The sequence below is a fragment of the Aeromonas eucrenophila genome (assembly GCF_000819865.1).
Taxonomy (GTDB): Bacteria; Pseudomonadota; Gammaproteobacteria; order Enterobacterales; family Aeromonadaceae; genus Aeromonas; species Aeromonas eucrenophila.
Genome location: NZ_CDDF01000005.1, coordinates 167,007 through 185,049, shown reverse-complemented (window position 1 = coordinate 185,049; position 18,043 = coordinate 167,007). Strand labels below are relative to the sequence as shown.

Sequence of the window (18,043 nt, the reverse complement as noted above, 5' to 3'; positions counted from 1 at the left end):
TCAAACTACTCCTAATGCTTGTGACCCGTGTTGAGTTTGCGCTCCAGATAGATGGAGTAGCGGGACATGCCAAAACAGAACATCCAGAAGATCATGGCGATAAACACATAAGCTTCGGTCGAGAAGCCCAGCCAGGCCGGGTCCGCCAGCGCCACCTTGGAGATGGCGAGCAGGTCGAACAGGCCGATGATCAGCACCAGGCTGGTGTCCTTGAACAGGGAGATAAAGGTGTTCACCAGGGAGGGGATGGTGATCTTGAGGGCCTGGGGCATGATGATGAGGCCCATCAGCTTCCAGTAGGAGAGCCCAAGCGCCTCCCCCGCCTCATATTGCCCCTTGGGGATCGCCTGCAAGCCACCGCGTACCACTTCCGCCACGTAGGCCGCCTGGAACAGGATGATGCCGATCAGCGCCCGCAACAGCTTGTCGAGCTCCACCTCGCTGCTCATGAACAGCGGCAGCATGACGGACGCCATGAACAGCACTGTGATGAGCGGCACCGCGCGCCAGAACTCGATATAGACGGTGGAGAGGCTGGAGATCACCGGCATGTGGGAGCGACGCCCCAAGGCCAGCAAGATCCCGAATGGCAGGGCGACAGCTATCCCCACCACCGCCAGCACCAGGGTCAGCATCAGCCCGCCCCAGCGGTTGGTATCCACCACTTCCAGACCGGCACCGCCGTGGATCAGCAGGAAGGCGATGACCGGAAACACCAGCAGGGTAAATAACGCCAGCCAGCCCTTGCGCGGCGTGCGCGGCCAGATGAGCAGCGCCAGCAGCACCGCCAACCCGACGAAGGTCAGATTGATGCGCCAATACTGATCGGCCGGATAGAAACCGTAGAGGTATTGTCCCAACCGGCTCTCGATAAAGATCCAGCAGGCCCCGCCCACAGTACAGTCGGCGCGCCCGCTCCCCTGCCAGGTGGCCGAGAACAGCGCCCAGTCCAGCGCGGACCAGATGAGGGGCAACAACAGGTAGGCCAGCACCAGGGTCAGCAGCCCATTCCACCAGTTGGGGAACAGGTTCTGCCTGCACCAGGCCAGCACGCCACGCCTGTTGTCGGGAGGTGGCAGCGCCTCTTGTAGATCGTTCACGAACATGGAAGCTCCCTAGCGCTCAACCAGCGTCATCTTGCGGTTATAGATGTTCATCAGGACTGAGGTGGTGATGCTGATGAGGAGATAGACACCCATGGTCATGGCGATGACCTCGATCGCCTGCCCCGTCTGGTTGAGGGTGGTGCCCATGAACACCGAGACCAGATCCGGGTAGCCGATGGCGGTGGCCAGGGACGAGTTCTTGGTGAGGTTCAGATACTGGCTGGTGAGCGGCGGTATGATGACCCGCATCGCCTGCGGAATGACCACCAGCCGCAGGGTCTTGGTGGGTGACAGTCCCAGTGCCGAGGCCGCCTCCGTCTGGCCCTTGCTGATGGCGAGGATGCCGGATCGCACTATCTCGGCGATGAAAGCCGCCGTGTAGATGGTCAACGCCAGCAACAGCGCCGCGAGTTCGGGCAACACCGTCAACCCGCCCCGGAAGTTGAAGCCCTGCAGGGTCGGGATGCTCCAGGCAAGCGGGCTCCCCGCCAGCAGGAAGGTGATGAAGGGCAGCAGGACGATCAGCCCCAGGCTGCAACTCCAGACCGGGAAGATCCTGCCGGTCAGTTCCTGACGACGGCGCGCCCAGCGGCTCAGCCCCCAGCTGACCAGCACCGCCAGCAGCAGGGCCCAGAGCACGTAGCCAAACCCCTCTTCAAACAGTGGTTTGGGCAGGTAGAAGCCCCGCACGTTGAGGAAGGCTAGCCCCCCCATCTCCACGCTCTGGCGGGGCGATGGCAGGGTGCGCAGTACCGAGAAGTACCAGAAGAAGATCTGCAGCAGCAGTGGAATGTTGCGAAAGGTCTCGATATAGAGGGTGGCAATCTTGGCCACCAGCCAGTTGCTCGACAGGCGAGCGACCCCGAGTACGAAGCCCAGCAGGGTGGCAAACAGGATGCCGAGCACAGAGACCAGCAGGGTATTGAGCAGCCCTACCACAAAGGTACGGCCAAAGGTATAGGTCTCGTCGTAAGGGATCAGGCTCTGCAGAATGCCGAACCCGGCCGCATTGCCCAGAAAATCGAAGCCGGTGGTAATACCACGGGTCGCCAGATTGGTCAGGGCATTGTTGACGATGTAGAACAGAAACGCGATAACGGCCGCGACGGCCAGGCACTGAAAGATCAGGGCCCGCACCTTAGCGTCATACCACCAGCGGCCCTGTTTCTTCCTATGGTTTGATGCATGTAACGCCATCAGGATGACTCCGACAAAGCCAAGGCAAGGGGAAAATGGGGGGCTAGGCCCCCCAACGGCTCATCGACTCAGCGGATGGGCGGCGCGTACATCAGACCGCCCTTGTTCCAGAGTGCGTTGATGCCACGATCGATCTTGAGGGGAGAGCCGGCTCCCACGTTGCGATCGAAGGACTCACCATAGTTGCCGACCTGTTTGACGATGTTGTAGGCCCACTTGTCATCCAGTCCCAACACGCTGCCCTTGGGCTCTTCCAGCCCCAGCAAACGGCGGATGTCCGGGTTGGTGGATTTCAGCATCTCGTCCACGTTGGCGCTGGTCACCCCGGCCTCTTCGGCGTTGAGCATGGCGTACAGACTCCAGCGCACCACCTTGAACCACTGCTCATCCCCCTGGCGCACGGCCGGGCCCAGCGGTTCCTTGGAGATCACCTCCGGCAGTACCAGAGCCTCTTCCGGCTTGGTCAGCTTGATCTTGAGGGAGTAGAGCTGGGATTGATCCGAAGTCAGCACGTCGCAGCGACCGGCCTCGAAGCCTTTAACGGTCTGATCCGAGGTATCGAACACCACAGGGGTGTATTTCATGCCGCCGTTGGCACGGAAGTAATCCGCCAGGTTGAGTTCAGTGGTGGTGCCGGACTGGATGCAAACTGCAGCGCCATCCAGCTCCTTGGCACTCTTGACCCCAAGGGATTGTTTGACCAGGAAGCCCTGGCCGTCGTAGTAGTTCACCCCGGCGAAGGTCAGGCCCAGGGAGCCGTCACGAGTGAGCGTCCAGGTGGTGTTGCGAGAGAGCAGGTCCACTTCGCCCGACTGCAAGGCGGTGAAGCGCTCCTTGGCGGTGAGAGAGACGTATTTGACCTTGGTGGCATCCCCCAGCACGGCGGCGGCCACGGCGCGGCACACGTCCACATCCAGACCAGTCCAGGTGCCCTTGGCATCCGGGTTGGAGAAACCGGGCAGGCCATCACCGACCCCGCACTGCACGAACCCCTTCTTCTTGACCGCATCCAGGGTGCCGTCTGCCCAGGCATTCGCCGCCGCCAGCGACAGCAACACCGCCATTCCCACTTTTGTTATCTGTTTCATGTCACTCTTCCCTGTGGTTTGATTCAATTGGGCATCGTTTATAACTCACAAAATGCCCTCGCTTTCCCTGCGCCCGTGCAGCTTATCCAGTTGGCAAAAAAACTGTCAACCAACTCAAATAAGTCCCTTATTGGAGCGGCAGCATAAAACACCCAAACATAACTATATACATATTCATAACAAAAAAACCTACAACTTCGACCAAATAATGCGCTTCAAAAACCCCTCTATGCCGTGATAAATATTTTAAAAGCAATAAGCGTGCCGCTCCTCACAAGGTAGGAAAATAGCGCTTAATTCCCTCATTTACTTTGTATTTCTGGCTTGTTGCCCCAACTTGGGGCGCGCTGTTCAGACAGGTAGCACAAAGATGGCGGGGGCTGAGCCATTATTTGAGCCACGACAGGCCAGGATCCGACAACGTGATGGGAAGACGAAGATAAGGGGTGGCGCCGTGGGTAAATTATCCAGGGGAGGACAGTTCGAGTCTGACGAACTGCCCGTCGGAGTCGCTTGGGAGAACCTCTTCACCACGGGGGGATTCAGCCGCCGCGGGGGCCGTCTTCTATCTCGGTAATGACACCGTTTTCGACGGTCACAAACTGCATGAACTCGCTCTTGCCGAAGTTGTAGGTCCAGCGTTCGGCATACTTGACCGTCATCCGGGCACCGAAGCCATTCTCCTCATAGCGGGTCAAGTCTTCCTTGAGCATCGGCTGACCGCAGCGGATCAGCAGCTCGGCCGTGGTATCCCCCTCGGTCAGCAGGGCGCTCTTGCAACGCAGGGTGCCGGCGCTCACCGGCAGTGCGGCAACCATCAGCAATAACCAGCATACTGACTTCATTTTGCACTCCATTTGAACAAGATGGCCCCCAGTGCGACGCACAGCAGCGCGAACAGCATCACCTGGGCCAGGGGCCCCGCCACCTGCTGCCAGCCCGCCCCCTCCAGCATCACGGCCCGGGCCGCCTCGATGATCTGGCTCAGTGGCAAACGGGCCCCGATGCTCTGCAGCCAGGGGGGAGCCCCTTCCAGCGAAAACCAGACGCCTGATAAGAACATCATGGGCAGGCTGATGAGATTGAGCAAACCGCTCGCCAGCTCTTCATTCTGGATCCGGGCGGCGATGAGCAGCCCGAGGGACGCCATGGCGGTGCCACCGGCCAGGGCGATCAGCAGCAGCAACCAACCCGAGCCGAGCAGCGGCACACCCAGCAGCCAGTAAGCCACCAGAAACACCAGCAGGCTCACCACCAGGGTGATCAGCACCCGTGACAACAACTGGGCACAGAGAAACTCGGCGGCAGAGAGCGGCGTGGCCCGCAGCCGCTTGAGCACCCCGTTCTTGCGATAACGGACGATGACGAAGCCCACCCCGAACAGGCCGGAGAACATCAGGTTCATGCCGATGACCCCGGGCAGCAGCCAGTCGCCGTAGCGGATGGCCTGACCGCTCAGTGCCTCCTTGTGCAGTGGCACAGGGACGGCCTGGCGTAGCAGGTATTCCGCCATGGCGCCCTGAGGGGCATCCGGATTGACCCAGTAGCGGCTCAGTGCCGGTGCGAGCAGCAGATCCAACTGATGATGGCGTACCTTGAGCTGGCCCCCCCCCTCGTCGTCATAGGGGATCAGCTTGAGCAGCGGAATGCGCTGCAGGGGTTGATAGGCCGCGGGCAGTGCTCCCAGCACCCCGATCTGCACCAGGGGTTTGGGGGGGCCGGAGAAGATGAGGGAAAAGCCTATTACCAGCAACAGCGGAAACACCAGGTTCCAGACCAGCGCCGCCCTGTCCCGCACGAATTCGAGGTTGCGGGCGTAGAAGAGCGCGCCGATGCGCTTGATGGATCCGTTCATGCGCCGCTCCTCAGGCTGTGGCCGGTCAGGTGCAAGAAGAGATCCTCCAGATTGGGAGAACGGACCTGCATGCCGGTGAGTGGCACCCCCAGACCGAGCAGCTGTGGCAGCAGGGCTGCCACGTCGGGGCAGGTCAACTCCACCTGATCCCCGTGGCGCTGCAGCGGATGCCCCAGACTCGCGAGGGCCGGATGATCCATCAGCCGCACCAACACACCGTCAAAGTGCTGGGCCAGAAGGGCCGCCGGCGTATCCAGGCTGAGCAGGTGGCCGTGATCGACGATGGCGATACGATCGCACAGCTGCTGCGCCTCATCCATGTAGTGGGTGGTGAGCACCACCGTCTTGCCCTGGGCCTTGACGGCCTCGATCCGTTGCCAGAAGTGGTGGCGCGCCTGGGGATCCAGCCCAGTGGTGGGTTCGTCCAGAAACAGCAGCTCGGGGTCGCCGAGCAGGGCCAGCGCCAGCAGCAGCCGTTGACGCTGGCCGCCGGAGAGCTTGCGGCTGTCTCTGTCGATGAACTCGCCGAGGGCGCACAGCTCGATCAGCAGATCCCGCGGCAAGGGGTTGGGGTAGAGGCTGGCGAACAAGCGCAGGGTGTCGCGCACCGTCAGAAAATCCTGTAGCGCCGTGTGCTGGAACTGGATACCGATGCGCGAGCGGTAATCGGAGCCACGGGGAGCACCATGGAACAGGATCTGGCCGCCGTCCGGAGTGAGGATCCCCTCCAGCAGCTCTATGGTGGTGGTCTTGCCCGCCCCGTTCGGTCCTAGCAGGCCAAAACAGCTGCCGGCGGGGATGGCAAAGCTGAGCCCGTCCACCGCCTTCACGCCGGGGAAGTGCTTGATAAGGTCAACGACTTCGAGGATGGGCGTCATGGTCTCTCTCCCGGGAGCTGACCTGACTATATCCAAAACCCCTTCATCTGCCCATTGCTCGCCCAAGTCGGCCAAAAACAAACGGCGACCCGAGGGTCGCCGTTTTTTCGTGGTCAAGCCAGCCGGATCACAGGATGTCCAGCAGCTCCACTTCGAAGACCAGCGCGGAGTACGGCGGGATGGAGCCGGCACCACGGGCACCGTAGGCCAGATCGTGGGGGATGTAGAGCTTCCACTTGGAGCCAACCGGCATCATCTGCAGCGCTTCAACCCAACCGGCGATGACGCCGGTCACCGGGAATTCGGCCGGCTCGCCACGGGCGACGGAGCTATCGAACACACCACCGTGGGTGAAGGTACCGTGGTAGTGCACGCGCACGGACTGACCGGCCACCGGCACGGCGCCATCGCCTTCGACCATGACTTCGTATTGCAGACCGGTGTCGGTCACTTTCACGTCGGCACGCTTGGCATTGTCGGCCAGGAAGGCTTCACCATCGGCGGCAGCGGCCTTGGCAACAGTTTCCTGCTCTTCCTGCATGCGGGCGGTGATGACCTGGAAGGCATCGTTGATATCGTCACGGCTGACCGCGAACTCCAGACCATTCAGGGCATCTGCCAGGCCTTGTTGCAGAGCCGGGATATCCAGACCGGCGAAGGCTTGCTGCGCCAGCTGATCACCCATGTTGCGGCCGATGCCATAGCTGGCCTTCTGTTCGATAGAGTCGTATTGGGACATTGAGAGTTAGCTCCAGATCCAAGTAATGAGGCATTAAAAAGAGACGGGATGATATCAGACTTTTTCCCGAGGTGCTGCGGGCGGGCGCCCTGATTTCCCCGCTCATGGGAGAGAGTTCACACAAGTCAGGCGTGATCGCCGTCCATCGACGGCGATCTGCTTGCAGTGCTGTCCAGCCAGGCTCACACCGCCGCCAGCTTGGCGCCGGTGATATGCCCCCTCATCCCCGGCCCTTCTCCCGCAAGGGGAGAAGGGGGACAGGGAAACAGGGCATCGCCGCCGCACCAATGTCTTATCAGGCACGATCCAGCAGGGCCCGCACCGCGGCCACCTTGGCGCCATCGGTGATATTGACCCGGCCATCGTCCGAGGTGCCCATGTTGACGCCGTGACAAGGAGAGACACCATGCCACCACGCCAATATCAGGGGCGATCCAGCAGGGCCCGCACCGCGGCCACCTTGGTGCCGTCGGTGATATTGACCCGGCCATCGTCCGAGGTGCCCATGTTGACGCCGTGACAAGGAGAGACACCATGCCACCACGCCAATGCCTTATCAGGCGCGATCCAGCAGGGCCCGCACCGCCGCCACCTTGGTGTCGTCGGTGATATTGGCTCGGCCATCGTCCGAGGTGCCCATGTTGACGCCGTGACAAGGAGAGACACAATGCCACCACGCCAATGCCTTATCAGGCGCGATCCAGCAGGGCCCGCACCGCGGCCACCTTGGTGCCGTCGGTGATATTGACCCGGCCATCGTCCGAGGTGCCCATGTTGACACCATGGGGCACCATGCCGCCGCGCCAGCCCATGCCGGACATGTGCACCTCGCTCACCCCGGTGAACTCGAGGATGGTGCGCACGTTGTCGGCATTGACGCCGGCCCCCGGAATCAGGCTGGCCCGGCCCGCCAGGGTCTGCTGCATGGCTTGCAGGGTCTCCAGCCCCGCCAGGGCGGTGGGGGCATGACCGGAACTCAGGATCCGCTCACAACCGGCCGCCACTATGGTCTCCAGATCCGCGCGCCAGTCCGAGCTGAGATCGATGGCGCGATGGAAGGTGACACCGAGGGGGCCGGCCGCCTCCACCAGCTGCCGGAGCTGCCCGGCGGGGACCCGGCCGGTCTCGTCCAGCAGGCCTATCACCACCCCTTGCAGGCCGGCGGCGCGGGCGGCGGCGATATCCAGCAGCATGAGTTCAAACTCGGCAGCACTGAAACAGAAATCCCCGGCGCGGGGGCGGATCATGGCGTAGACCGGAATGGTCGCGTGGCGCGCCACCTGCTGCATGAAGCCATAGGAAGGAGTGAGGCCGCCGAGTCCCAGCGCAGAGCAGAGCTCGATGCGATCCGCGCCGGCTTGTTGGGCGGTAAACAGGGATTCCAGGTTGTCGATACAGATTTCAAGACGGGTCATGATGACTCCTTATCCGGGGAGATCAGACCCTGTGTCTGATCTCATAAATTGAGCAGGGCCGCGCCGCGCACGCCACCGGCACCGCCGAAACGGGCCTGACGAACGGCAGGCAGGGCGACCCCTGGCAGCAGGTGGCCGGGCAGACGCCGGGGCAGCTCTTCGTATAACACAGGCAGGCCGCTTAGCCCCCCGCCCAGCACCACCACCTCGGGATCGATCACCGAGATGGCGGTGGCGAGCCCGGCGGCCAGGATCTCCAGCCAGCAATCGAGGGTGGCCAGGGCACTCGCCTCACCGGCCTCAACGCGGGCGACTATCTGGTGGCCGCTGGCGCGCTCGCCGTGGAAATGCAGATAGAGCCGCTCCAGGCCGGTGCCCGAGGCATATGTTTCGAAACAGACCAGGCGACCACAACCACAACGGGGGCGGGGCAGCTCGGGGTACTTCATCAGGATGGTGGCCGGCAGCGGGTAGTGGCCTATCTCACCCGCCAGCCAGTTGCGCCCCTGGATGAGCTTGCCCGCCAGATAGACGGCGCCACCTATGCCGGTGCCTATGGTCATCCCCAGTGCGCTCTCGGCGCCGGCCGCCGCCCCCTGATGCACCTCGGACCAGAGGAAGCAGTTCGCATCGTTGTCGACGCTGACGGGGCGGCCGAGCAGTTCGGCCAGATCGGCTCCCAGATGACGACCGTGGATGGCGGGCAGGTTCGCCGCAACTATGCTGCGATCCTGGCGATTGAGAATGCCGGGAAAGCCGATACCGACCGCCCCTCGGGAGCCAAAACGGGCGTCAGCCTCCAGAACCCGGCTGTGAATGAGTTGCTGCAACCCCGAGTAATCATCACCCGGGGTGCTCATCCGCTCCTCGTGACAGAGGTTCAGGGCGCCGTCATACACCGCAAACGCAATCTTGGTGCCACCAATATCAAAGCCGTAATACATGCCACACTCCCTTGCCGGTGAACCTGTCCACCTCAGTCTGTCCAGAAGGGGCACATTGTATTAATTCGTGACAAAAATAAAGTCACCATGGGGGAAAAATGAGAGCCAGCTCAAAGCAAACGGAACATTTGCCGCTGCAGACAGGGTTGCCCGAGGCTCTGCAGGGTGCGCTCCTGGCCATCGAACACGAAGCCACGGCGCAGGTAAAATCCCTCGCCGATCCGGTTGCCATCCTGCAGCCACAATCTGACGCATTCACAGCCCACCCGGCGCATCTGCATCGCCACCGCCTGCCACAACCGCTTGCCATGGCCCTGGCGCCAATGGCCGGGATGCAGATAGAGGGCTTGGATGCGCGCGGTCATCAGTGCCCCCTCCTGCGTCGGCTGCCAGTAGAGCAGGCCTATGATGACCTCATCCAGGCAGAGCAACATGGGCGCGGGGCCAGATCCAGTGAGCCGGCGATGCCAGATCTGCAGGTGATCGGTGACCGCCAGCTGAGTCAGCAGATCTTCACCGAGCAGATCACCATAGACCGCCAGCCAGCTGGCCCGCTGCATCACCGTCATGGCGGCGGCATCGGCGGGACGGGCCAGCCGCAGGCTTACGCCTTGCACTGAGGCGCCAACCCCGCGGCACGTGCCTGCTGATACAGGGGTTGCACCTCGGCCTGCTGGGCCTGCAGCTCCGCGATGCGGCTCGCGTCACTCGGGTGGGTGGAGAGCAGTTGGGGCGGTGCCTTGCCACCGGAGGCGGCACTCATGTTCTGCCACAGGGGAACGGCTTGCGCCGGATCGAAGCCCGCACGGGCCATCAGCGCCAGCCCGAGCCGGTCCGCCTCGCTCTCCTGCTCACGACCATAGGGCAGCGTAATGCCGACCTGCACCCCGAGGCCGAGCGCGGCCATGGTGGCACCGCCCCCCTGGCTGCTGCCGATGGCGGCATCGGCCACCGCCAGCCCGATGCCGGTCAGCTGATCGCGCGAGAGCCGCTCGTTGGAGTGCTGGGCCAGCACGTGGGTCAGCTCGTGGCCGATGACGGTGGCGAGCTGATCCTGATTCTTGGCGACCTTGAGCAAGCCGCTGTAGACCCCGATCTTGCCGCCGGGCAGGGCGAAGGCGTTCACCTCCTTGGAGTCGAACACCACCACCTCCCAACTGGTGATGCCGTAGCTCGCCGGCACCTGGGCGGTGACCGCCTTGGCCACGCAAGAGACGTAGGCATTCATCTTGGCATCCTTGCTCACCTTCTCCTGCTTCTTCATCTGTTCGAAGGAGTCGGCCCCCAGCTGGTTCATCTGCTGGGGAGAGAAGAGCAGCATCTGGTTGCGGCCGGTCGGAGACTGGGCACAACCGGCCAGCAAGGCGCTGCACAGGGCAGCCAGGCCTAATTTGGACAGGGAAGAAGAGGCACGCATGAAGGGATCCTTTACCATGAGGTGATTGCCCTATTCTCGGAAATGCCGCCCTCCGGCGCAAGCAGGCTGCCATGCCTTGCGACCAAAAAGGTCCCGAAACACCAATAAAAACGAGCCCACATGGGGCTCGTTTGTCTGTCATGGGAAGAGGGTGGATTACATTACGCCCAGCTTCTTCAGGTCGGCCTGGACCACCTTGGCCGGGACGGGTACATAACCGTCCTTCGCCACTATGTTCTGACCGGCCTTGGACAGGATCATCTTCACAAACTCTTGCTCCATCGGGGAGAGCGGCTTGTTCGGGTGCTTGTTCACGTAAACGTACAGGAAGCGCGACAGCGGGTACTTGCCGGTGATGGCGTTGTCCGAGGTGGCCTCGATGAAGGTCTTGCCATCCTTGGAGAGCGGTACGGCGCGTACCCCGGAGGTGACATAACCGATACCGGAATAACCGATGCCGTTCAGGGAGGAGGAGACGGACTGCACCACGGAAGCCGAACCCGGCTGCTCGTTCACGCCGCTCTTGAAGTCGCCGTTACACAGGGCGTGCTCCTTGAAGTAACCGTAGGTGCCGGATACCGAGTTGCGGCCGAACAGCTGCAGATCCTTGGCGGACCAGCTGCCATCCAGACCCAGATCAGACCACTTGGTGGCGGCCTTGGCTTCGCCGCACTTGAGGGTGCTGGAGAAGATGGCATCGATCTGCGGCATGGTCAGCCCCTTGATGGGGTTGTCCTTGTTGACGAATACGGCCAGGGCATCGACCGCGACGCGGATGGCGGTCGGCTTGTAGCCGTAGCGCTTCTCGAACGCCTCTTCTTCACCGGCCTTCATGGCGCGGCTCATGGGGCCAAACTGGGCGACACCTTCGGTCAGCGCGGTCGGGGCGGTAGAAGAGCCGGCGGCCTGGATCTGCACGTTGACGTTGGGGTACATGCGCTTAAATTCTTCGGCCCACAGGGTCATCATGTTGGCCAGAGTGTCCGAGCCGACAGAGGACAGGTTGCCCGAGATGCCGCTGGTCGGAGTGTAATCCGGCAGGTCTTTATCCACACCGGCAGCCAGCGCGCTGACGGAAAACAGGGTTGCTGCGGTAAATCCGATTACACCAGCCAGTTTGTTGAGTTTCATCCAATCTCTCCAAAGTTACAGAAGGCTATTGCCAATACATGGCGCCGATTAACACTGTCTTGCTGTGGTCAACCCGACTGCATCAGTCAGATTGTTAAGTTTCATTCCGTACCCTCTCGTCTCCAGAGTGCCAGAAGGTCCGTTCTTAAGACGGCGCCAGTATCTGACCTGGCAGTGACAAATTTATGGATTTAATGTGACACTTTAATGACATGACGCAGGATTATGACAAATGCAAAAAGGGCCGCGTGAGCGGCCCTGATATTGATACTAACCAATTGACTCAAATGGTTATTTAACCACCACCATGCGACCGGGGATGAGGAAGCTGAAACGGCTGCCGACACCGACCCGGCTCTCAATCTCGAGCTGGGCATCGTGATGACTGAGGGCGTGCTTGACGATGGCAAGGCCGAGCCCGGAGCCGCCGGTGTGGCGAGAGCGCGCCTTGTCGACCCGATAGAAGCGCTCGGTGAGCCGCGTCAGATGTTCGGGGGCTATCCCCTCCCCCTCGTCCTGCACCAGGAACAGCGCCATGGCCCCCTGCTTGCGCCACTCCACGCTGATCTTGCGACCCGCCGGGGTGTAATGAATGGCGTTGTAGACCAGGTTGGAGACGGCGCTGCGCAGTTGATCCCGGTCGCCGCGCACGAACAGGTTGGACTGCACCTTGAACTCAAACTGATGCGCGCTCTCTCCCGACAGTGCCCGCGCCTCCTGCTCAAGCAGCCCCAGCATGGCGGGCATGTCCACCAGATGGGAGAGATCCACCGAGGGCGCCGCCTCGATGCGCGACAGGGTGAGCAGCTGATTGACCAGATTATCCATGCGGATGGTCTGCTCCATCATCACCCTGTGCGCCTTGGCCCACATGGCGGGCGGCGGCGGCTCCTCGGTCATCTCCAGATAGCCCTTGAGCACGGTGAGCGGGGTGCGCAACTCGTGGGAGACGTTGGAGACGAAGTGCTTGCGGGTCTTCTCCAGACTGCGCAGCCGGGTCACGTCCCGCACCACCAGCATCGCCTGATCCTCGGCATAGGGCATGATCCGAAACTCGAGAAACTTCTCCTCGTTGATGGGGGAGCTCATCTCGAAGGGCTCGTCATAGAGCCCCTTGTTCAGGTAGGCGACGAAGGCGGGATGGCGGATGAGGTTGCCGATGTGCTGACCGGCATCCTCCGGCCAGCGAAAGCCGAGCAGTTGCTCCGCCAGCCGGTTGCACCAAAGGATGCTGCCATCGGTGCGAAACACCACGGCCGCATCGGGCAGGGCCTCGGCCCCCTCCCGAAAGCGGCGGATGAGGCCCGCCAGCTCGCGGCGACGGGCCCGGTGGCGCTGTTGCAGCTTGTAGATACCGTTGAAGATGTATTCCCAGCTGCCGCTGCCATTGGGAGGCACCAGGCTGCGATCGTGCCACAGCCAGTCCGACAGCCGCTTCTGGAAGCGGTAGTGCCAGCCCAGGTGCAGCAGCGTTGCCACCAGCAGGCAGAGGGCAAGGTGATCGACCAGCCAGCCGACCAGGACGAAGGGGGCGTAGAAGAACGCCATTCGCCACAACTGTCGCCGCCAGGCGTAAGGTTGCAACATATCGTCCCCTAGAGGCGGATTGAGAAGCGGTATCCGGCTCCACGCACCGTCTGGATCAACTTGTCGTGCCCCGTCTCTTCGATGGCCTTGCGCAGGCGACGGATGTGCACGTCCACGGTTCTGTCTTCCACATAGACATTGGTGCCCCAGACGTTGTTCAGCAACTGCTCACGGCTGTAGACACGCTCCGGGTGGGTCATGAAGAAGTGCAGCAGCTTGAACTCGGTCGGCCCCATGTCCAGCGCCTTGTCCTCGGCGCTGACGCGGTGGGACACCGGATCCAGCTTGAGCCCCTGTACCTCGATCACCTCGTCCACCGAGGTGGGGGAGACCCGGCGCATCACGGCGTGCAGGCGGGCGGTCAGCTCCTTGGGAGAGAACGGCTTGGTGATGTAGTCATCGGCCCCCGCCTCCAGGCCACGGACCTTGTCCTCCTCTTCACCGCGGGCGGTCAGCATCACCACCGGGATCTGGCGGGTCAGCTCATCCTGCTTGAGCTGCTTGATGAACTGGATGCCGCTGCCACCTGGCATCATCCAGTCCAGCACGATGAGCTCGGGGTAGGGCTCGCGCACCTTCGCCAGTCCATCGGCATAGTCTTCCGCTTCAACCGTTTCATATCCTTTTTGCTCCAGCACGAAGCAGAGCATTTCGCGGATGGGTGCCTCGTCCTCGACCACCAGAATTCGCTTAGCCATATCCCTTCTCTCTCCTCTGTGAAGATGGGTGCGCCAATTATTAGAACTTTCTGTGACACTTTTATGACTTTATGACAGGCGGGATGATAAACGTTTTCAGTTTCAGTTGGCAGCGGTGCGTTGCAGCAGGTCCCAGCGATTGCCGCTGATGTCCTCGAACACCACCACAGTGCCGTAAGGCTCGAGACGGGGCTGTTCACAAAAATGCACACCATAAGCCTGCATCCGCTGGTAATCCCCCCAGAAGTCGTCGGTCTCGAGGAACAGGAAGACCCGGCCACCGCCCTGCTGGCCGATGGCGACCGCTTGCTCTGGATTGGCGGCGCGGGCCAGCAGCAGGGCCGACCCCGGCGCGCCTTGCGGGGCGACCCGCACCCAGCGCTTGCCCGGTTTGCCTAGCTCGTCGAGGAGACTGTCTTCGAGCAGTTCGAAGCCAAGGCCTTGGGTGAAGAAGGCGATGGCCGCATCGTAGTCGGCCACCAGCAGGGTCAGGGCGCCAAGGTGTTGTGACATGCAGAGGTTCCTCGTCAGATGGACAAAGGCGCAGGGCGCCAGGCGGGCGCAGCATAACGGCAAGCCGGCTCCGTCGCCAGCCCGACAGGACTTATTCCACCTCGACCCGGTTGCGGCCCCGTTTCTTGGCCTGATAGAGCGCCTCGTCGGCCCGCTTGAGCGCCCTTTCCAGCGGATCGCCGCGCCGCTCCGCCACCCCGAAGGAGGCGGTGATCTTAAGTCCAAGCGGCCAGCCCGGATAGGACTCCAGCCCCCTCCTGATCCGCTCGGCCAGTCCCTCTGCCCTCGCCTGTTCGTAGTGCAGGCAGACCAGCACGAACTCCTCTCCCCCCCAGCGCACCAGGCGGCACAGGCTGTCACAATGGTTCAGCACCTCGCTCACCATGTGCTTTAGCACCTCGTCCCCCATGGGGTGGCCGTGGTTGTCATTGACCTGCTTGAAGTGATCGATGTCGATATAGATGAAGGAGAGCGGTATCTCGCCGAGCTCGCCGAGCAGCTTCTCGCCCCCGAGCCGGTTGAGGGCCCCGGTCAGAGGATCGTAGCGGGCCTCCTCCTCGGTGCGCCTGTTCTGCTCGCTCAGGCTCTGACTGAGCTCCTCGGCCGCCAGCTTGGCCGCCTTGGCCTTGCGCAGCTTGTCTCCCACCAGCAGGTGCTCGATCAGGAACAGCAGCACTCCGTACGCCAACCAGCTCAACAGCAAACCGCGATAGAAGTCCCCCGGTCGCACCCAGCGGCCGTAGAACTCCATCTGCTCCAGCGCCAGCCGATAGGTGCCTGGCTTCATGCCGACCGAGGCTATCTCGATGGCATAGACCCGGCGCAGATCCGGCCCCTGCTCTGCCAGCGGGATCCCGTATTCCTGCACCCACCAGGCGGCCGGGGTGAACACGCTGAGGGGCATCTCTTGCAGCTGGCCATAGTCATTGGGGCGGAAGATCACCTCGTTGAACTTGTGGGAGACGCCATCCCCGAGCCTTGAGTAGCTGGGATCATAGTTGCGCAGGTAGAGGTGCCAGTATTGCGGCCCCTCCCCCTCGACCCGCAGCTTGACCCGCATGCCGCTGAAATAGGAGAGATCGATCCCGCGCTCCGGTTTGGTCAGGGTCAGGATCAGCTCGCAGAAGGGGCTGTCGGCACCGGCGCGCAGCTGACAGTCGATGGCCGGTTTGCCACCCTGCGGGACCAGGGTCGCGACCGAATGGCCACTCTGGCCGCGATCGTCCTGCGCCTTGGCGGACAATTCGGCATTGGCCAGGATGTCCAGCCTGCGCTCAGGGCCAAACTCGAACAGCACTATGGCCAACAGGCTGATGCCCAGCAGGGCCCAGAACAACTGATTGGTCACACGAAAATAGGAAGGGAGCATGAGCATCACACCTACAGGAAAATCTTGACTCTACGCCCACCGGATCCGGTGCAGCCCGGCACCAGAGGCGTTATTACACGCGCCGCCGGGGCGCCGAGGGCGACTGGCTCAGCCAGCCGCCAAAAGCCTGGGATTTTTCACGATGCAGCACTCCATGCCATGGAAAAATAAAGAAAAACAGGTATTTTCGCCGGCCCATCTTACACAAGCAAAATGCGAAGTAACAGCACCCCCAGCGCCCTTCTTTCAGCCTTCTTCTCTGAGCGCCCGATACAGGGTAGTGCGGCTGATGCCGAGGCGGCGCGCCGCCTCGCTCACGTTGCCATCGCAGGCCACCAGGGTCTGCTGCACCCGCCGCCGACTCTGCTCGCGCAGCGTCACGCCCTCCGCCTGCGGCGCCATGGCGATTGGCGCGCCCCCGGGCAACTGCGGCGCTGAGTGCAGATGCAGGTGGGCGGGCCCTATCCAGCCCTGTCCCTCCGCCAGTACGCAGGCCACCTCCAACACCTGCTTGAGCTGGCGCACGTTGCCGGGCAGCGGATGGGCAAGCAGTTGCTGCTCTGCTTCATCCGTCAGGCGCAGCGCCGGGTCCATCTCCGCCAGCAGGCGCTGGATCAACCCCTGCCGCTCCCACGCAGGCCACTGCCGCAGCGGGGCCTGCGACTGGCGCCAGCCGCAGATGCGGTAATAGAGATCCTCGCGAAAGGTGCCGGCCTGCACCATGGCGGCCAGATCCCGGTGGCTGGCGCTGACCAGCCAGAAATCCACAGCTTCCGGTTTGTGGCTGCCGACCGGGGTGACGGCCCGCTCCTGCAACACCCGCAGCAGCCGGGTCTGGGCCAGCAGCGGTAATTCACCAATCTCATCGAGCATCAGGATGCCTCCGTGGGCCGCGCGCAGGTAGCCCTGACTGCCCTGGCTGCGGGCACCGCTGAAGGCACCACCCACGTAACCAAACAGCTCGGCTTCCACCAGATCCGCCGGCAGGGCGCCACAGTTGACGCACACCAGCGGTTGCGCCTGCCGGCTCGACTGGCGATGCAGTGCCCGCACCAGGTGCTCCTTGCCACTGCCGGTCTCCCCCTCGATCAGCAAGGAGATACCCCGCTCCAGCATCTTGAGCGGCACCGGGGTCCCTACCTGGCGAGCCGACGCCAAAGACTCCGCCGCCAAGTACAAGCCGCGCCGTTCACGCAGCAGTTGCCGCCCATCGAAGGGATACTGGCCGAGCCAGAGCCGCCCGGCCCGGTTGGCACCGAGCAACTCCCCCGCCTCCCCCAGCAGCAATCGGGCCGACCAGAGGCTCTGGGGCTCCAGATCCACCAGCCAGCCCGGTTGGCAGGCCAACAGTGCATTCTCCAGGGTCATGGCGAGCAGTCGCACCGTGCCCAGCATGTCGCCGCCGTGGTGGGCCGCATCGGTGGAGATGTCGAGCACCCCGAGCAGGCTGCCATCCGGGCCGAGCAGCGGGCTGGCGCTGCAGCTCAAGAAGCTGTGCTGGGCGAAGAAGTGCTGGGCGCCGAGCACCTGCACCTCGCTCTGTTCTGCCAACGCGGTGCCTATGGCATTGGTGCCCTTGCTCCCCTCCCCCCAGCGAGCGCCGCTGCGCAGGAAGATGCGCTCGGCGTGGCGGGCGAAGCCGTCGTCGCCACTGGCCGCCAGTATGGCGCCCTCGGCGTCGCACAGCAGCAACCGGCAGGGTCGCCCGGCCAGCAGTTGGGTGAACAGCGGCAGCACGAAACGCTGGAAACAGGCGATGAGTTCCCTGTGCTCCTCCAGCCTGGCCCTGAGCTCCCCCTGAGGCAGCAGGTCCAGCTCGGCGCTCTGCTGGCGGCTGAGCCCCTGATGCAGGCAGCGCTGCCATGAGCGCTGGATGGGGGAAGTTCGCTCATCGGGCCTCCTGTTCACAAAGGGGACAGTGTCGCGGCCACTGTCCAGAAACGGCACAGTCTCATCGCCACGACCGGGGTCATTGGTTAATCAAGATACGCCGCCGCGCCCTTTTTGATAACGTTTTTGTAACTTTTGCTCGCTGGTCAGACCCTCTGGCACGGCCCTTGCGATAACGGATCGCAACCGGCCCTCCCGATAGGCCGGCCAGGACCA

20 protein-coding genes are annotated in these 18,043 nt (G+C 62.7%); all 20 read right to left on the bottom strand.

Features of this window, described 5'->3' with window-relative positions; genetic code table 11:
* Nucleotides 1–11 precede the first annotated feature (11 nt).
* Nucleotides 12–1,106 carry an amino acid ABC transporter permease gene (locus BN1124_RS04930; protein ID WP_042639715.1) on the bottom strand — a complete coding sequence of 365 codons (1,095 nt, stop codon included), beginning with the start codon at nucleotides 1,104–1,106 and terminating at the stop codon, nucleotides 12–14.
* Between the two features lie 9 nt (nucleotides 1,107–1,115).
* Complete coding sequence (locus BN1124_RS04925; RefSeq protein WP_231553598.1) at nucleotides 1,116–2,303, bottom strand: amino acid ABC transporter permease; 1,188 nt, start codon at nucleotides 2,301–2,303, stop codon at nucleotides 1,116–1,118.
* Nucleotides 2,304–2,371: 68 nt separating this feature from the next.
* Entirely contained in the window at nucleotides 2,372–3,391 is a 1,020-nt protein-coding gene (locus BN1124_RS04920) for an amino acid ABC transporter substrate-binding protein (protein ID WP_042639713.1), read from the bottom strand.
* Between the two features lie 542 nt (nucleotides 3,392–3,933).
* Nucleotides 3,934–4,248, bottom strand: coding sequence for a DUF2845 domain-containing protein (locus BN1124_RS04915; RefSeq protein ID WP_042639711.1), 315 nt, complete (start codon nucleotides 4,246–4,248; stop codon nucleotides 3,934–3,936).
* The gene (locus BN1124_RS04910) at nucleotides 4,233–5,246 is read right to left on the bottom strand and encodes an ABC transporter permease (protein WP_042639709.1); all 1,014 of its coding nucleotides are present in this window, start codon (nucleotides 5,244–5,246) and stop codon (nucleotides 4,233–4,235) included. The genes BN1124_RS04915 and BN1124_RS04910 overlap by 16 nt, the downstream gene beginning before the upstream one ends.
* Complete coding sequence (locus BN1124_RS04905) at nucleotides 5,243–6,124, bottom strand: ABC transporter ATP-binding protein (protein WP_042639707.1); 882 nt, start codon at nucleotides 6,122–6,124, stop codon at nucleotides 5,243–5,245. Before BN1124_RS04905 ends, BN1124_RS04910 begins: the two co-directional genes overlap by 4 nt.
* Before the next feature lie 127 nt (nucleotides 6,125–6,251).
* Nucleotides 6,252–6,863 (bottom strand): BamJ family beta-barrel-assembly machinery protein, encoded by a 612-nt coding sequence (locus tag BN1124_RS04900; protein ID WP_033128681.1) that lies wholly within the window; start codon nucleotides 6,861–6,863, stop codon nucleotides 6,252–6,254.
* Nucleotides 6,864–7,158: 295 nt separating this feature from the next.
* Nucleotides 7,159–7,284 carry a copper homeostasis protein CutC gene (locus BN1124_RS04895; protein WP_407921195.1) on the bottom strand — a complete coding sequence of 42 codons (126 nt, stop codon included), beginning with the start codon at nucleotides 7,282–7,284 and terminating at the stop codon, nucleotides 7,159–7,161.
* Between the two features lie 2 nt (nucleotides 7,285–7,286).
* Nucleotides 7,287–7,412 (bottom strand): copper homeostasis protein CutC, encoded by a 126-nt coding sequence (locus BN1124_RS04890; RefSeq protein WP_378051207.1) that lies wholly within the window; start codon nucleotides 7,410–7,412, stop codon nucleotides 7,287–7,289.
* 7 nt (nucleotides 7,413–7,419) lie between these two features.
* On the bottom strand, nucleotides 7,420–7,545 hold the full coding sequence (locus tag BN1124_RS04885; RefSeq protein WP_231553620.1) for a copper homeostasis protein CutC: 126 nt from the start codon (nucleotides 7,543–7,545) through the stop codon (nucleotides 7,420–7,422).
* A gap of 7 nt (nucleotides 7,546–7,552) precedes the next feature.
* Complete coding sequence (locus BN1124_RS04880) at nucleotides 7,553–8,278, bottom strand: copper homeostasis protein CutC (RefSeq protein ID WP_042639698.1); 726 nt, start codon at nucleotides 8,276–8,278, stop codon at nucleotides 7,553–7,555.
* A 41-nt stretch (nucleotides 8,279–8,319) separates the two neighbouring features.
* A complete protein-coding gene (locus BN1124_RS04875) occupies nucleotides 8,320–9,222 on the bottom strand; it encodes an ROK family protein (RefSeq protein ID WP_042639696.1) in 903 nt (300 codons plus the stop codon).
* A gap of 110 nt (nucleotides 9,223–9,332) precedes the next feature.
* Nucleotides 9,333–9,839 carry a GNAT family N-acetyltransferase gene (locus tag BN1124_RS04870; RefSeq protein ID WP_042639695.1) on the bottom strand — a complete coding sequence of 169 codons (507 nt, stop codon included), beginning with the start codon at nucleotides 9,837–9,839 and terminating at the stop codon, nucleotides 9,333–9,335.
* Nucleotides 9,827–10,639: a M48 family metallopeptidase gene (locus BN1124_RS04865; RefSeq protein WP_231553597.1), complete on the bottom strand. Its 813-nt coding sequence runs from the start codon at nucleotides 10,637–10,639 to the stop codon at nucleotides 9,827–9,829. Before BN1124_RS04865 ends, BN1124_RS04870 begins: the two co-directional genes overlap by 13 nt.
* 156 nt (nucleotides 10,640–10,795) lie before the next feature.
* Nucleotides 10,796–11,770 carry a PstS family phosphate ABC transporter substrate-binding protein gene (locus BN1124_RS04860; RefSeq protein WP_033128686.1) on the bottom strand — a complete coding sequence of 325 codons (975 nt, stop codon included), beginning with the start codon at nucleotides 11,768–11,770 and terminating at the stop codon, nucleotides 10,796–10,798.
* Between the two features lie 291 nt (nucleotides 11,771–12,061).
* Nucleotides 12,062–13,357 (bottom strand): phosphate regulon sensor histidine kinase PhoR, encoded by a 1,296-nt coding sequence (phoR, locus tag BN1124_RS04855; protein ID WP_042639691.1) that lies wholly within the window; start codon nucleotides 13,355–13,357, stop codon nucleotides 12,062–12,064.
* 8 nt (nucleotides 13,358–13,365) lie between these two features.
* Nucleotides 13,366–14,055: a phosphate regulon transcriptional regulator PhoB gene (gene phoB / locus BN1124_RS04850; RefSeq protein WP_033128688.1), complete on the bottom strand. Its 690-nt coding sequence runs from the start codon at nucleotides 14,053–14,055 to the stop codon at nucleotides 13,366–13,368.
* Nucleotides 14,056–14,157: 102 nt separating this feature from the next.
* Nucleotides 14,158–14,568 carry a VOC family protein gene (locus tag BN1124_RS04845; RefSeq protein WP_042639688.1) on the bottom strand — a complete coding sequence of 137 codons (411 nt, stop codon included), beginning with the start codon at nucleotides 14,566–14,568 and terminating at the stop codon, nucleotides 14,158–14,160.
* A 91-nt stretch (nucleotides 14,569–14,659) separates the two neighbouring features.
* Nucleotides 14,660–15,937 (bottom strand): GGDEF domain-containing protein, encoded by a 1,278-nt coding sequence (locus BN1124_RS04840; RefSeq protein ID WP_042640844.1) that lies wholly within the window; start codon nucleotides 15,935–15,937, stop codon nucleotides 14,660–14,662.
* Between the two features lie 246 nt (nucleotides 15,938–16,183).
* Entirely contained in the window at nucleotides 16,184–17,845 is a 1,662-nt protein-coding gene (locus BN1124_RS04835; protein WP_042640842.1) for a sigma-54-dependent Fis family transcriptional regulator, read from the bottom strand.
* Between the last annotated feature and the right edge of the window lie 198 nt (nucleotides 17,846–18,043).

Coding starts and splice junctions, on each gene's coding strand:
- BN1124_RS04915 (WP_042639711.1), bottom strand. CDS start 4,248: ATGGAGTGCAAAATGAAGTCAGTATGCTGGTTATTGCTGATGGTTGCC.
- BN1124_RS04840 (WP_042640844.1), bottom strand. CDS start 15,937: ATGCTCCCTTCCTATTTTCGTGTGACCAATCAGTTGTTCTGGGCCCTG.
- BN1124_RS04845 (WP_042639688.1), bottom strand. CDS start 14,568: ATGTCACAACACCTTGGCGCCCTGACCCTGCTGGTGGCCGACTACGAT.
- BN1124_RS04910 (WP_042639709.1), bottom strand. CDS start 5,246: ATGAACGGATCCATCAAGCGCATCGGCGCGCTCTTCTACGCCCGCAAC.
- BN1124_RS04930 (WP_042639715.1), bottom strand. CDS start 1,106: ATGTTCGTGAACGATCTACAAGAGGCGCTGCCACCTCCCGACAACAGG.
- BN1124_RS04925 (WP_231553598.1), bottom strand. CDS start 2,303: ATGGCGTTACATGCATCAAACCATAGGAAGAAACAGGGCCGCTGGTGG.
- BN1124_RS04920 (WP_042639713.1), bottom strand. CDS start 3,391: ATGAAACAGATAACAAAAGTGGGAATGGCGGTGTTGCTGTCGCTGGCG.
- BN1124_RS04900 (WP_033128681.1), bottom strand. CDS start 6,863: ATGTCCCAATACGACTCTATCGAACAGAAGGCCAGCTATGGCATCGGC.
- BN1124_RS04880 (WP_042639698.1), bottom strand. CDS start 8,278: ATGACCCGTCTTGAAATCTGTATCGACAACCTGGAATCCCTGTTTACC.
- BN1124_RS04860 (WP_033128686.1), bottom strand. CDS start 11,770: ATGAAACTCAACAAACTGGCTGGTGTAATCGGATTTACCGCAGCAACC.
- BN1124_RS04905 (WP_042639707.1), bottom strand. CDS start 6,124: ATGACGCCCATCCTCGAAGTCGTTGACCTTATCAAGCACTTCCCCGGC.
- phoB (WP_033128688.1), bottom strand. CDS start 14,055: ATGGCTAAGCGAATTCTGGTGGTCGAGGACGAGGCACCCATCCGCGAA.
- phoR (WP_042639691.1), bottom strand. CDS start 13,357: ATGTTGCAACCTTACGCCTGGCGGCGACAGTTGTGGCGAATGGCGTTC.
- BN1124_RS04865 (WP_231553597.1), bottom strand. CDS start 10,639: ATGCGTGCCTCTTCTTCCCTGTCCAAATTAGGCCTGGCTGCCCTGTGC.
- BN1124_RS04875 (WP_042639696.1), bottom strand. CDS start 9,222: ATGTATTACGGCTTTGATATTGGTGGCACCAAGATTGCGTTTGCGGTG.